Origin of the sequence: Peribacillus sp. B-H-3 (assembly GCF_048572925.1) — a bacterium.
In the GTDB taxonomy this organism is placed as follows: domain Bacteria; phylum Bacillota; class Bacilli; order Bacillales; family DSM-1321; genus Peribacillus.
Genome location: NZ_CP183879.1, coordinates 1,049,371 through 1,063,767 on the forward strand (window position 1 = coordinate 1,049,371; position 14,397 = coordinate 1,063,767).

Here is a 14,397-nt window from a genome sequence, read left to right on the forward strand (position 1 = left end):
AATTTAAAATAAAGAACTACAATGCTAAAGGAGAATGCAAGATGGATATTCTTGTAATAGAAGATAATGAAAGTGTTAGTTCCATGCTGGAAATGTTTTTTGCCAAAGAGGGGCTGAACGGGGAATTTATTACAAATGGAAAGGAGGGGTATGAGCGTTATAAATCTGGAGAGTGGGATTTGCTTATCCTTGACTGGATGCTGCCTGGAATGGACGGGGTCACCATTTGTCGCAAAATCAGAGAGGAAGGCAGCAGGATTCCAATTATCATGCTGACCGCTAAAGACAGTGAATCAGACCAGGTGCTGGGGCTTGAGCTTGGGGCAGATGATTATGTTACCAAACCCTTCAGTCCGCTTGCCTTAATGGCGAGAATCAAGGCCGTTTCAAGAAGATATGAAAAGGAAAGCAATGAGGGGGACAAGGAGGGCCAATATATAAAGACCCGCCATTTTAAAATAAGCAAAGAAACAAGAGAAGTCTTTTTAGACGGAGACCCTGTTTCGAACCTTACTCCAAAGGAATTCGATCTCTTATATTATCTGATTACCAACCCTCGCCAGGTTTTTTCAAGAGAACAGCTGCTGGAACGGGTTTGGGGCTACCAATTTTATGGAGATGAAAGAACAGTGGATGTACATATAAAGAGGCTTCGCAATAAAATAGGGTCCTCACGAAAGCCTATGCTTCATACGGTATGGGGAGTGGGATATAAATTCGATGAATCGGCGGCTGCCCATGAAGAATAGGATTATCATGCTGCTTCAGAAACTAAGGGTTAATTATATTTATCAAATGCTTGGAAGCCATATCAGTGTCTTGCTCGTAGCGTTTATTGTGCTGAGCCTTCTTTTTGCAAATTATGTAGAAAGACTGGTATACCAGAATAAGACGGATGAATTGATCACCTACGGTAGGAGCATTCTTGATAAATTCGAGAAAAATCCACAAGGCCCTGTAGCGACGCTGGAGCAATTTTATACCGTGCTGAATGCCCGCAATATTAACTTCAGCATCTTCGATGAAAATCAAAACATTGTATACCCTTTTACTGGCAGGCTTTCTAAATTTGTTCCGACCCGCGATGAGTGGAAACAGATTTCTGAAGGAAAGACCGTTGTTATTAAGCGGGAAAATCAGCGCTTCGGTCAGGAGGTTTCCATGGTTGTACTTCCTTATATAAGGAATGGAAACCTGCTGGGAGGAATCCTGCTGATTTCTCCTATCAGCGGTTCTGCGGAAATGATCAGTGAAATTAACCACTACCTGCTTTATACCGTACTGATAGCGCTTGCCGTTTCCTTTTTGTTCAGCTGGCTTCTGTCCAGAATCCATGTTTCCCGGATCAAAAGAATCAGGGAGGCGACTTCAATGATTTCTTCAGGCAAGTATGATGTCCATGTACCATCATCAGCGCTGGACGAAATTGGCGACCTTGGAAATGACTTTAATAAAATGGCTGAAAGACTGAAGGCCTCGTATGAAGAAATCGAGGTGCTTGAAAATAGGAGAAGGCAGTTCATGGCTGATGTTTCACATGAACTTAGGACGCCTCTAGCCACAATCAGAGGAATGATTGAAGGATTACAAGATGGAATCATTCCTGAGGAAGACAGGGAGAAAGGAATCAAGCTTGCAAGCAAGGAAACAAAGAGGCTGATTCGGCTTGTCAATGAAAATTTGGATTATGAAAAAATCCGTTCTAACCAAATCAAGCTGAACAAGGAACATATCCAGCTTTCAGAAATGCTTGAAATAATCAAAGAACAGCTTTTGTTTCAGGCTGAAGAAAAAAATAATGTGCTATTGGCAGAAGCGGACAGCGATGCGATGGTTTATGCCGATTATGACCGTTTAACGCAGATTTTAATCAATATTGCGAAGAACAGTATACAGTTTACTGAAAATGGAACCATTTGGCTCAGAGGAAAATCAGAAATGAAGCAGACGGTCATTGAGATTGAAGATACAGGGAAAGGAATTGATCCGAAAGAAATTGAATCCATCTGGAGACGTTTCTATAAAGCAGACCTTTCAAGAAGCAGCACCCCATATGGAGAATTTGGGCTTGGCCTATCCATTGTCAAGCAGCTGGTTCATCTGCTTGACGGCGAAATTAATGTGACAAGCGAAAAAGGAAAAGGCACAAAGTTTGTGATTTGCCTGCCACTGCAATCAGAATAAATACCATCCCGGCGTCCGGATATCCGGCCGCTTTTGTTTTGCCGGGAATGAGCATAAAGAAGGCCGGTGTTCTGAATAATAATGAAATGACAATAAATATTTTTATAATTTAACCAGGATTATTCACCTTTTTCAAGGGGAAGTTGTATAATGAACTAAAAGTTGGGTATAGGAAAGAAATATAGTAAAGGTTAAATACAAGCTTTGGGATGAGGTGAACAAACATGAATACGCAGCAAAAGGCTATGTCTAATAAAAAAACTTACTCTGCCGCAGATGACTCCATTTCAGGAAATCGAAAAGGGCTGCTTGCTTTATTGCCTTTTATAGGGCCTGCCTTTGTAGCGTCGATTGCTTATCTCGATCCGGGCAACTACGCGACAAACATTTCGGGTGGTGCCCAGTTTGGATTTAAATTATTATGGGTTATAGTCATTGCCAATATCATGGGGATTTTATTTCAGAATATGTCTGCGAAGCTTGGCATTGCCACTGGAAAAAATCTGCCTGAGCTTTGCCGGGAAACATTTCCGAAAAAGTCGGCTATCTCCATGTGGATATTGTCCGAGCTTGCCTCCATGGCTACAGAATTGGCAGAGTTTCTTGGTGCGACCCTTGCACTGCATCTGCTGTTTGATATTCCGATGATTATCGCCGTTATTATTAACGGAATTATAACGTATGTTATTGTTGCCATGGAGCGCTATGGTTTCCGGCCATTGGAAAAAATTATTACAGCATTCGCCCTCCTTATCGGCTTATGCTATATCGTAGAAATGTTTTATGCCAAGCCCCCGATGGAACAGGTGGCGTACCATAGCATTGTTCCTTGGATTGGAAACAGCCAAAGCATCATGCTTGCCGTTGGAATCATTGGAGCCACAATCATGCCGCATGCGGTATTCCTTCATTCCAGCTTAACCCAAAAACGTGTTGTTCCGAAAAATGATGCGCAAAAATTAAAACTTCAAAAATACAGCACAATCGAAATTTTTCTGGCAATGGGCCTTGCCGGTGTGGTTAATCTGGCAATGATGGTCATGGCAGCGTCGGTCTTTTACGAATCGGGTCATACCGCTGTGGGAAGCATTGAAACAGCCTATGTAACTTTAATTCCTCTGCTTGGCCATGCTGCAGCTTCTGTATTTATTGTATCTTTGCTCGTTTCAGGTGTTTCGAGCTCAGTGGTGGGAACAATGGCAGGCCAGGTTATTATGCAGGGATTCGTTAATTTCACCATTCCTGTCTGGCTCCGAAGGGTCATCACTATGGTCCCTGCTGCCATAGTTGTAACAATGGGGCTGGATCCTACACAAACGCTCGTCGTGAGCCAGGTCATATTAAGTATTGTGCTTCCACTCCCATTGATCCTGTTAATTCATTTTACAAGGAAAAAGGAGCTGATGGGCAATCTTGTCAACAGAAAACTGACTACGATTATTGCCTGTATTTTTGCCGCTGTCATTCTTACACTCAATATTGTCTTGATAGTCGATGTCATTTCTTCTATTCTTTCATAAATAGTAAAGGCAGGGTGCTTATTATAGGCACCCTGCTTTTTTGGTCGGGAAAATGGATGCCTTTCATTATGCGTGATCTCCTGATTATTAATAATCGTTTCATTCTTTGTTAATAATTTGGCCATAATTACTGGTTATGATAAAAACATAATCGGTGATCAGGGGAGGAATAAATCATGGAAAACAATATACACGAAGAAGAAAACTATACTCAGCAGCAAAGACAGAAGCCAAAAAACGGTCGGTCCATATGGATTTACTCAGGTGTTTCAAGTATTGTCGGCTCGCTTGTGACAAGCACAGTTTTCTTGGCTGGAGGTAACTATTTTCATGATACGCACGCAGCTTCCACTGCTGCACAGCCGAAAACGGCAGTGCAAAGCAGCAGTCAAAATTCAAAACTAAATGTCCAAAATACTTCATATAATAAAGGCTCATCAAACATTGCTGATATGGTAGAGAAATCATCAAAGGCAGTAGTCGGTGTTGTTAACTTGCAGGCTGGGAATAATGGAGACCTTTTTTCACAGGATACAACGAGCCAAAACGTCGAAGCTGGTTCAGGTTCAGGTGTCATTTATAAAAAGGAAAATGGAAGTGCATATATTGTTACCAATAACCATGTTATTGAGGATGCCAAGGAAGTGCAGGTTGCACTCTCCAATGGAGTAAAAACTAAAGCGGAGATTGTCGGAGCAGATCCTTTATCCGATTTAGCCGTATTAAAAATTGACGGAAGCAAGGCTCCTGATGCGCTCAGCTTTGGGGACTCCGATTCCCTGCGCGCAGGAGACCAAGTGATTGCAATCGGCAATCCTCTTGGACTTGATTTATCTCGTACAGTTACAGAAGGTATTGTAAGCGCCGTAGGAAGGACAGTACCCGTTTCCACCTCACAGGGTGAATGGGAATTGAACGTTATACAGACAGATGCAGCCATTAACCCTGGAAATAGCGGAGGAGCCTTAATTAATTCAAATGGAGAGGTAATTGGCATCAACAGCATGAAAATCTCAGAAAGTGGCGTGGAGGGCTTAGGATTTGCACTGCCGAGCAACGATGTACTTCCTATTGTTAATCAATTGATTAAAGAAGGAAAGGTGAAGCGTCCATATATCGGTGTGAGCTTGTCAAACTTGGATGAACTGCCGCAGTATTATCTCCAGAATGCGCCTAAGAACTTGAAAGGCGGAGTCATGGTTACAGGAGTCGATCCTAAATCAGCTGCTGCGAGAAGCGGTATCCTTGAACAGGATATCATTGTTTCAATCAATGGAAAGAAAGTGGCGAATTCGTCGGAGCTAAGAAAATATCTGTATACGAAGGTTGGTTCAAATGATAAAGTAACCCTGGGTGTTTACCGGGGGGATATTAAAAAAACTGTAACTGTGCAGCTTGGAAATTAAATTAACCTAAACAAAGAGAGCAGAAGTAATTTGCTCTCTTTGTTTAGGTTAATTTAGATATCAGGAATTAATAAAGCTTTGAGAGCCGCATAGGGGCGGCTGCAAGATTTACTATATTACCTTGCTGATTGGAACGGAAACGAGCAAGGTGCAGTGTGACAGAGCCGGCTAAAAAAATAATTTATTTTTTATGACAATTAAGGAAAAATTCATTCCTTTGAAATAGTATTATTCTAACGATCGGTAATCTGAATTATCTGTAAACAACCATCAGGCCCGCTTGTACACTTCATGTTTCAAATATATATAGGGTAATTAATTTTTTTGAAAAAATAAACGGATGCACAATAATAAAATAAATGCAATAGCATATAATGAATTATATATGAAAACTATTTGACAAATTTGTGAACAGAAGTAAAATAGAAAGTACAAAGGAGATGGAAAATATGGATGAAAACAAAATGAAAGCGCTGAATGTTGTGAGAACTGCTGCAATCCTTGGTTGCTTATTAGGTTTTGGTTTATTTGTAATTGGTATGTTTGCAAGCGGTTTCAATTACAACCACATAGTATCCATTACGGGAATTATGATCGCACTTAGCTCTGTTTTTGTCTTTGGGGGTGCTCTTATGATTTTGCTAATCAGTGAGGGCGGACCATTTAAGCAAAGAATAAAGTAATGAATAAAGATAAGTAATATATAAAAAAAAACCTGAACAGGAACGGCCCGTTCAGGGTTTTTTTTCTTTTAGCATCAAGCTGCAGGGCGCAAAGCCCTGCAGCTTTTTAGATGTAGTTTAGTACTTGTATCCCCAGATCATGGCGAATAGTGTACCAAGGATCGTTACAATACCTACGAATAAAGCATAAGCGACATTCAAGTAGATATGAGACTTATCACGTGATTCACCAACGTGCATGAACATAAGAAGCTGGACGCTTGCCTGTGCAATAGCAGTGATAAGCAAGATAATCATGCCAGCTGTAAAAGAAAGGTCAAAATAGTAAACCGCCAAGGCAACAATTGATAGGATTAATGAGAAAACAAATCCCATTACATGGTGAGCAGGGAATAATTGTTTCATATTACATCATTCCTTTCAAATAGACGAAGCTGTAGATGAAGATCCAGACAACGTCTAAGAAGTGCCAGTAAAGAGAGAAGATAAACGCTTTGTTGGCTGTACCTGCCGTGAAGCCTTCCCTTTTCACCTGAATCAGAATGGCAAGGCCCCAGAATACACCCAAAGTAACGTGAAGTCCGTGTGTTCCAAGCAATGTAAACAATGCAGAAAGGAAACCGCTTGTTTGAATTGTTGCACCATCATGGACATATGTGACAAATTCAGTGATCTCAGTGCTTAAGAACCCAAGGCCCAACAGCAATGTGATGATAAAGAAAGTCATCATCGCTTTCTTTGAACCATGGCGCATGGCGTTAATTCCAAGGCCGATGGTGAAACTGCTTGTAAGAAGCAAGGCAGTTTCAATTAGTACACCTTTAATCTCGAATAAATCATGTGCGCTTGGACCATTTCCAAAACGGTTTGAAAGCGTGAAATATACGGAGAAAAGGGTGGAGAAAAGGGCAATTTCAGCCCCTAAAAAGATCCAAAACCCCAATACCTTTAACCTGTTTTCCTCTGTGCTGTACTCAAGAGGAAGTGAGTTATCTATTTTCATGCTCTGTCACCTCGCAGTGCATTTTCTGTTCTTTCAATTTCTTCTACAGAGATATGGTAGCCATGGTCACGTTCGAATGAACGGTGGATCATAGTACCGAAGATTACAGCTACAGCAACGATTGCTGGAATCCACCAGCTGAATACTGCAAAGAATCCGCCGAAGAAGATTGCTACACCCATGACGAAAGGAACGCCTGTGTTGTTCGGCATATGAATTGGCTCATATTTGCCTTGGAAAATAGGTGTCTCACCTTTTTTAGAGAACCAGAACGCATCCAATTTTTCAATTGTTGGTGTAATGGCAAAGTTGTAAACCGGAATCGGACTGTGAGTAGCCCATTCCAAAGATCTTGCATCCCAAGGGTCACCAGTAGTTTCTCTTGGGCTCTTGCGGATACTGTAATAGATATTGTAAACAAGGATACAGAAACCGATCGCAAGTCCAAGTGCACCCACGAAAGATACCATATTTAACGGGCCATAGCCTGTGCTTGCTGAGTAAGTGTACATACGGCGTGCCATTCCGTTTAGCCCAAGAATGAATAGCGGGAAGAATGCCACGTTAAAGCTGATTGCGATAAACCAGAAAGCAAGCTTTCCAAGTCGTTCGTTCAATTTGAAACCAAAAACTTTAGGGAACCAGAAGTGGAACCCGGCGATTACCGCAAACACTGCTCCTGGAATTAATACGTAGTGGAAATGCGCTACAAGGAACATTGTGTTGTGGTACTGATAATCGGCACTTGCCATTGCAAGCATTACGCCTGTAACACCGCCGATTGTAAAAATCGGAATGAATGCCAATGAATAAAGCATCGGTGTAGTGAAAGTAATTTTCCCTTTGCGAAGGGTGAAGAGCCAGTTGAATATCTTAACCCCGGTAGGAACCGCGATAGCCATTGTTGTAATGGAGAAGAATCCATTAACCATTGCTCCGTGGCCCATTGTATAGAAATGGTGAGCCCATACTACGAAAGAAAGCAATGAAATGGCAACCATGCTTATTACCATGGATTTGTAGCCATAAAGGTTTTTGCGTGAAAATGCTGAAATGATTTCACTGTAAATACCGAAAGCAGGCAGGATAACGATATAAACCTCAGGATGTCCCCATACCCAGAAAAGGTTGGCCCAAAGCATATCCATACCGCCGTTCTGCATTGTAAAGAACTGTGTGCCGAATTGACGGTCAAACATCATTAGAGCAAGTGCTACAGTCAATACAGGGAAAGCGAAAACGATAATTACGTTTGTAACAAGGATAGACCAAGTAAACATTGGCATTTTCATTAAAGTCATGCCTGGAGCTCTCATTTTCAGAATGGTAACAAGGAAGTTAATACCTGTCAGCAATGTACCGATACCGGCAATCTGAAGTGATAGAGAGTAATAGTTATTTCCTACTGTTGGGCTGAACTCTTTGCTTGCAAGCGGGAAGTATGCAGACCAGCCTGCGTCAGGAGAACCACCGATAACAAAGGAAATATTGAATAGCATAGCTCCGGCAAAGAAAAACCAGAAGCTTACAGCGTTCAAACGAGGGAATGCAACGTCACGCGCCCCGATTTGAAGCGGAACAACAACGTTCATTAACCCAATAATAAATGGCATAGCCATGAACAGGATCATGATGACCCCATGAGTTGTAAAGATTTCATTATAATGCTGTGCATCAAGCAGGCCATTATCTGGCATTGCAGTTTGAGCACGCATCAAAAGTGCGTCGACGCCTCCGCGGAAAAGCATAAGCAAGGCGGCTAAAATGTACATGACACCGATACGTTTATGATCGACAGTTGTCAGCCATTCGCGCCAAAGATATCCCCATTTCTTAAAATAGGTTAATCCTGCAAGAATAGCGATTGAAACGACAACGATACTGACCATGGCTCCGTAGATCATCGGTTCACCGGTTACGAAAAATTCGTCCCATTTCATACGTTTGTGACTCCTTTCTTATTGTTAATAGAATTGTGATTCATATTAAGTCACATTGATTATTTGTCGTTCCCCATATCCATTCCATCCATGTCAGAAGACTTCATATCTGCATCTCCGCCATGATGATGGCTGGCATTTTTGCCTTCTGGTGCCGGGTTGAATTTCAGGTGAGTGGAAGTGAAAGTCTCACGGCCAACGTGCTCAGCCTTAAGAAGCTTATTAAATTTAGATTCAGTCAGTTTAGGAGCTGTATTTTTTACGTCAGCAACCCATTTCTTATAATCTTTTGGCGAAAGTGATTGTGCTTCGAAATCCATGTCAGCAAATCCCCGTCCTGAGAAGTTGGAGTTTCTGCCCATGAAAGAGCCTGGTGCATTCGCAACTAAACGAAGTTTATTTACCATATCGCTCATTGCATATTTTTGTCCGGCAAGCTGTGGAATCCAGAAGCTTGAGATCGGACCATAAGAATAGAGACGGAATTCAATCGGTCGGTTTGTAGGAATGTTTACATAGTTAACTGTCTCGATATTTTCTTCCGGATAGCTGAAGTGCCATTTCCAGTTAGATGATGCAGCATAGATAACGACAGGTTTTTGTGATTCATAACCCTTAGGAGTCGTTTCAACTGCATTCGTCGTACGGACAGTTACAACTGACAGTACAGCAACGATGATAACCGGAATTGCAATCCAGATTGTTTCAAGAACCTTGCTGCCCTCGTCATGCGGAGGCTCATAATCTTTATCCGCTTTAGAAGCGCGATATTTGGTTAACATAATTACAAAAAGTACATACACGACAAGTAAGATGAAAATCATGACTAAGATGGAGAATAAAATCGTGTCAGATTGCGTTTTAGCGACCGGACCCTTTGGATCAAAGATTAGTAACGAATTTTCGCAGCCTGAAAGCACTGTGGCAATAGTGAAAATTATAAACAGGAAAGCCCATTTCATTTTCATAATGTACCCCTTTCTTATATAGTGGTTAAAGCAATTTGTTAGTTATTCAGAAAAAGTGTTAAACATTTCACAAACTGACGTATCTATCTTATTCCCATAGGAGAAAAAATACAATCTAAAGTTACGCAGTGTCACAAAAAGTTCATTTATTATTGGTGAACAATTGGAAGCACAAACTAAAAGCTGGATATATTTAAGTAAGTAAAATATGATGGTAGTTTAGTATTTATACTTTTGAAAACAGTATTCTGATATAACTGAAATGATTAAATTATCCAACTTTTTAGAAAATAATGAATATCATCAAACGGCATTCTAATTTCCTAGTATGGCTGAAATCAAAGGAAGCCATACTCTGGAATTGAAATTTCTCTATAATATGGAAAGAAAATAATTATTTCATAAAACTAAATAGTATATACCAATGAAAAAGCAGGTATCTCTTGGATGCCTGCTTTAAGTTAATTAGCAACTTGTTTTTGTATCTGTTCCATTGCGGTTTGGTAAATTTCCTCTTGAGCTGTGCCTCTGCGTGCAATTACATTTGTCTGGTAGCACTTTCCCTGATAATCCAGTTTAACTGTTATTTCAATCATTTGTTCCACCTCCGTTATAGCGGAATATTTTTTCTATAGTATATATACCAAAAATCATCCCTTTTAAAACACATAATCCATTAATAATGGATATTTTTAAATAAAAACATGAAGCAGCCTTTTTTGATCGTGGTGCCATGGAACAAGGGGTTGATTTCCGCTCCAGGATACTCGCTTCCCGCTAATCTAAGCAGGAGTCTCGCACCTTACGCTCCAATAAACCTCATTTAATAATGAGACCGCCTCACAGAAATCATTAAAAAATAACAATTTTAAAAAAAAGAGCCATTAAAAAACACGAAACTAAAAATGTTTCGTGTTTTTTACCGTTTAACGTGCGTTTACTTTATTCAGGAATTGAAGGGTGCGTTTATTGCGGGTGTTGATAAGTACTTCTTCAGGAGTGCCTTTTTCAGCTATTACTCCTTGATCCATGAAGACTACGGTATCAGCAACATCGTTTGCAAATTGCATTTCGTGTGTCACGACAACCATAGTCATGCCTTCTTCAGCAAGATTTTTCATAACCTTAAGAACTTCACCGACAAGTTCTGGATCCAGGGCGGAGGTGGGTTCATCAAACAATAGTACTTCTGGGTCCATAGCCATGGCGCGTGCTATGGAAATCCTCTGCTGCTGGCCTCCGGAAAGCTGATGCGGATACATGTCCGCACGATCAGCGAGGCCAACCTTATCCAGAAGATTCATCGCCTTTTTACGGGCCTCCTGTTTGGAACGCTTCAGGACAATTACTTGGCCCTCCATAATATTCTCGACTGCAGTAAGGTGCGGGAAGAGGTTGTAGTTCTGGAATACCATTCCCGTTTGCTGCCGGAAAGCGACAACTTCTTTTTTATTGGTTTTTGATCCTTCATTAAAAGACATATTTTTGTTTCCCAGCACAATCGAGCCTGCGTCTGGAATCTCAAGCAGGTTTAAACAGCGGAGAAGCGTTGTCTTTCCTGAACCGGAAGGACCGATGATAACTGCTGTTTTACCTCTTTCAATTGAAAGGTCAATGCCTTTTAAAACTTCCAGGTCATTAAATCTTTTTTTTAGGCCATCTAAGATAATCATTTGATGTTCCTCCATTATTTAGCCACACTTCGCTCAAAGCGGATTTCGAGTTTAGTCTGCAAATAAGAAAGCACGGTGCTGAATATAAGGTAGATAAAAGCTACTTCAATATAAAGCCATAAAGGCTCATAGGTTACAGCAGCAATTTGCTGCCCTTTTTGAAATAATTCTGTAACTGTAATTGTTGCAGCAAGTGATGTATCCTTCACAAGGCTGATAAATGAATTCCCAAGAGGAGGGATGGAAACCCGGACAGCTTGAGGAAGAATAATTCTTCTCATGGCCTGTCCCCTTGTCATTCCGATAGAATAGGCAGCCTCCCATTGGCCTTTTGGAATGGAAAGGATTGCAGCGCGTATGATTTCAGAGCTGTATGCGCCTTTATTTAAAGTAAATACAATAATTGCGGCCGGAAGCGGGTCTAACGTTATATTCACACTGGGCAAACCATAGAAAATGATGAATAGCTGGACAAGCAGGGGTGTTCCCCTGAAGATCCAAACATAAAATTTCACCAGTGCTACCAGGGGTTTAACCCCGGATATGCGGGCAACTGCTGCAAAAAACGCCAGCAGGAGTCCGAGAATAAAGGTAATCAGCGTAAGCGGTATTGTATAATAAAGACCCGCTTTTAAGATAGGAAAAAAGGAATCGCTAAGGATTCCTAATATTCGGGTGACTCGTTCATCAGCAAACATATCTATTCAATTCCTTTACTTCGATACGTCCGTTCCAAACCATTTTTTAGAGATTTTTAAGTACGTACCGTCTTTTTTCATATCTGCCAAGGCTTTATTGATCTCAGTTACAAGCTTGCCGCTGTCTTTACGGAAAAGGAAAGCATTGCTTGTTGCATTTTTTTCTTCATATACCTTCTTGATCGGCAATTCAGGGCGCTGCTTGATTAAATCAAGGTATGAAAGGCTGTCATTCAGTGTTGCATCAACCCTTTTGGAAGTAATAAGGTCAATGGATTGATTGAAGCCATCTACCACTGTGTTTGTTGCTCCGTGCTGTTCAGCAATTTTGCGATAGTTGCTGTCTAAGGACTGTGCAACTTTTTTACCTTTCAAATCATCAAGTGTTTTGATGTCTTTGTTGTCCTTATTTACGATCAGGACAGCTTTAGACACGATGTATGGATTTGAAAAGTCATATTTTTTCTTGCGGTCATCACGCACAGCAACTTCATTAGCCACCATGTCATAGCGTTTTGAATCAAGTCCGGCAATCATGCCGTCCCATTTTGTTTCAATGAACTTCGGCTTGATATTCAGGCGCTTGAAAACTTCCTGGGCAATTTCAACGTCAAATCCAGTTAATTTGCCGGATTTGTCATGAAAAGTAAAAGGTGCATAAGTTCCTTCTGTACCAATCGTTACTTCGCCTTTCTTCTTCACTTGATCATAAAGACTGTTTGATGCTGAGTTGTTTTTATCCTTGCTTGTGCCGCAGGCTGATAAAGCCACGACAAGAATCAATGCAAGAAAAGACCATGCTGCTTTCTTCATATCTTAACCCCCACTATTTTTATCGGTATTATTAAAAACTTAATCAGAATACTTGAAAAAAATTTGCTTGTCAACGAATTAAGCACTCCTTATTATGTCTCTTTAAACCAAATATTATTTTTAAAATACAGATACCCTTAGAGAAGGAGGCGAAAACGTATTTAGAAATAAGGTTCTGTAAATCTTGCCTGTTGAAAAAAACTGCATTGAGCTTTAACAGAGCCCGTAAAAAAGGAGATGTAAAAATGAATTGATTGACAAAGCTTGTTTTTTTACATATAGTAACAAAGAAAAAAATACATATTCCGTGAAGCGGGAGAGGTTCATAGCGGCAACCCTCTATAAAAAACTATGGCTTGATCCTATACCAATCAACCATATCACTGAGGCGATATGGTTTTTCTTTTTTTAGGCTTTGCTAAAGTACAATGGTGATTTCTGTACTTTGTTGATTGGAGCGGATACGCTTGACTCCTGGAGGATTAGCATTACAGGCGAGCCTCCACAGACGCTTGGCGACGAGGTGGCTCGGCGAACGCCCCGGGGAGTCTTACGTCTGGAGCGGAAATCAACAGGCAAGTTTAACAGAGCCTTTTTTAAAAAAGCTTCCGGTTAGAGTATACTCTCTAGTGAAACGGGATATTAGGAGGAATTAGGATGTCTGGCAGAAAGACAGAAGAATTAACGGATATTACCCTGCTTGGAAATCAGGGAACAAAATATTTATTTGATTATTCTCCGGAGATTTTGGAAAGCTTCGATAATAAGCATCCAAACCGCGACTATTTTGTGAAATTTAATTGTCCGGAATTTACCAGCCTTTGCCCGATAACGGGACAGCCGGATTTTGCTACAATCTATATCAGCTATATTCCCGGCGAAAAAATGGTCGAAAGTAAATCATTGAAACTTTATTTGTTCAGTTTCCGCAATCACGGGGACTTCCATGAGGATTGCATGAATATTATCATGAATGATCTTATTGAATTAATGGATCCGAGATATATTGAGGTATGGGGCAAATTTACTCCAAGAGGCGGCATTTCCATTGATCCATATACGAACTATGGAAAACCTGGAACTAAATTTGAGGAAATGGCAAATTACAGGCTAATGAACCACGACTTGTATCCGGAAAAAATCGACAACCGTTAATGAAATAATGACATAGGCTTTATTTGGGGAAAAATTTTTGACCTCGTGATAGACCTAAAGAAAAAAGCTGTATTTATTCTATATTAGAATAGGTACAGCTTTTTTTATGTTTACAATTCTCCTTTTATCCTATTTTTTGCTTTTCGTCCCTGTTGTAAGGACAGCTTCTTGAATGATTCGTTCATTGGTCAAAATAAATAAAGAAAGATATTCCTTTATTCTTTGATAAATAAGAGAATTGCCATCGTTGAGTTAGATACATTCATTTTTAAGCACGAGGTTGATTGGAGCGCAAGGTGCGAGACTCCTGCGGGATCAGCGGGATAGGTGAGACCCCGCAGACGCTAGCGTCGA

The 14,397-nt window shown here is 40.6% G+C and carries 14 protein-coding genes; 6 read left to right on the forward strand and 8 right to left on the reverse strand.

What is annotated here, in order from left to right; genetic code table 11:
* The first annotated feature begins 41 nt into the window (after positions 1-41).
* The 5 genes from ACN6MY_RS05130 (at position 42) to ACN6MY_RS05150 (ending at position 5,793) form a co-directional block, all read left to right on the forward strand.
* A complete protein-coding gene (locus ACN6MY_RS05130; RefSeq protein ID WP_419883025.1) occupies positions 42-749 on the forward strand; it encodes a winged helix-turn-helix domain-containing protein in 708 nt (235 codons plus the stop codon).
* A complete protein-coding gene (locus ACN6MY_RS05135; RefSeq protein ID WP_419883026.1) occupies positions 739-2,184 on the forward strand; it encodes a sensor histidine kinase in 1,446 nt (481 codons plus the stop codon). Before ACN6MY_RS05130 ends, ACN6MY_RS05135 begins: the two co-directional genes overlap by 11 nt.
* Positions 2,185-2,408: 224 nt before the next feature.
* Complete coding sequence (locus tag ACN6MY_RS05140; RefSeq protein ID WP_419883027.1) at positions 2,409-3,704, forward strand: Nramp family divalent metal transporter; 1,296 nt, start codon at positions 2,409-2,411, stop codon at positions 3,702-3,704.
* A 176-nt stretch (positions 3,705-3,880) separates the two neighbouring features.
* Positions 3,881-5,110: a S1C family serine protease gene (locus ACN6MY_RS05145; protein ID WP_419883028.1), complete on the forward strand. Its 1,230-nt coding sequence runs from the start codon at positions 3,881-3,883 to the stop codon at positions 5,108-5,110.
* 449 nt (positions 5,111-5,559) lie between these two features.
* Positions 5,560-5,793, forward strand: a complete 234-nt coding sequence (locus ACN6MY_RS05150) for a hypothetical protein (protein ID WP_419883029.1) — start codon at positions 5,560-5,562, stop codon at positions 5,791-5,793.
* A 117-nt stretch (positions 5,794-5,910) separates the two neighbouring features.
* On the opposite strand, the gene qoxD is transcribed toward ACN6MY_RS05150, so the two are convergent.
* The 8 genes from qoxD to ACN6MY_RS05190 all read right to left on the reverse strand — a co-directional run bounded on the left by qoxD (position 5,911) and on the right by ACN6MY_RS05190 (position 12,888).
* The gene (qoxD, locus tag ACN6MY_RS05155; protein ID WP_071350488.1) at positions 5,911-6,198 is read right to left on the reverse strand and encodes a cytochrome aa3 quinol oxidase subunit IV; all 288 of its coding nucleotides are present in this window, start codon (positions 6,196-6,198) and stop codon (positions 5,911-5,913) included.
* Position 6,199: 1 nt separating this feature from the next.
* The gene (qoxC, locus tag ACN6MY_RS05160; RefSeq protein ID WP_419883030.1) at positions 6,200-6,796 is read right to left on the reverse strand and encodes a cytochrome aa3 quinol oxidase subunit III; all 597 of its coding nucleotides are present in this window, start codon (positions 6,794-6,796) and stop codon (positions 6,200-6,202) included.
* A complete protein-coding gene (gene qoxB, locus ACN6MY_RS05165) occupies positions 6,793-8,736 on the reverse strand; it encodes a cytochrome aa3 quinol oxidase subunit I (RefSeq protein WP_419883031.1) in 1,944 nt (647 codons plus the stop codon). Before qoxB ends, qoxC begins: the two co-directional genes overlap by 4 nt.
* 59 nt (positions 8,737-8,795) lie before the next feature.
* Positions 8,796-9,704: a cytochrome aa3 quinol oxidase subunit II gene (gene qoxA, locus ACN6MY_RS05170; RefSeq protein ID WP_419883032.1), complete on the reverse strand. Its 909-nt coding sequence runs from the start codon at positions 9,702-9,704 to the stop codon at positions 8,796-8,798.
* Positions 9,705-10,165: 461 nt separating this feature from the next.
* Complete coding sequence (locus tag ACN6MY_RS05175) at positions 10,166-10,300, reverse strand: BA3454 family stress response protein (RefSeq protein ID WP_419883033.1); 135 nt, start codon at positions 10,298-10,300, stop codon at positions 10,166-10,168.
* 330 nt (positions 10,301-10,630) lie between these two features.
* Positions 10,631-11,377, reverse strand: coding sequence for an amino acid ABC transporter ATP-binding protein (locus ACN6MY_RS05180; RefSeq protein ID WP_419883034.1), 747 nt, complete (start codon positions 11,375-11,377; stop codon positions 10,631-10,633).
* Positions 11,378-11,391: 14 nt separating this feature from the next.
* Complete coding sequence (locus ACN6MY_RS05185) at positions 11,392-12,075, reverse strand: amino acid ABC transporter permease (RefSeq protein WP_419883035.1); 684 nt, start codon at positions 12,073-12,075, stop codon at positions 11,392-11,394.
* A gap of 15 nt (positions 12,076-12,090) precedes the next feature.
* Positions 12,091-12,888, reverse strand: a complete 798-nt coding sequence (locus tag ACN6MY_RS05190) for an amino acid ABC transporter substrate-binding protein (RefSeq protein ID WP_419883036.1) — start codon at positions 12,886-12,888, stop codon at positions 12,091-12,093.
* Between the two features lie 657 nt (positions 12,889-13,545).
* Here ACN6MY_RS05190 and queF point away from each other — a divergent pair.
* Positions 13,546-14,043 carry a preQ(1) synthase gene (gene queF / locus ACN6MY_RS05195; RefSeq protein WP_419883037.1) on the forward strand — a complete coding sequence of 166 codons (498 nt, stop codon included), beginning with the start codon at positions 13,546-13,548 and terminating at the stop codon, positions 14,041-14,043.
* Positions 14,044-14,397 lie beyond the last annotated feature (354 nt).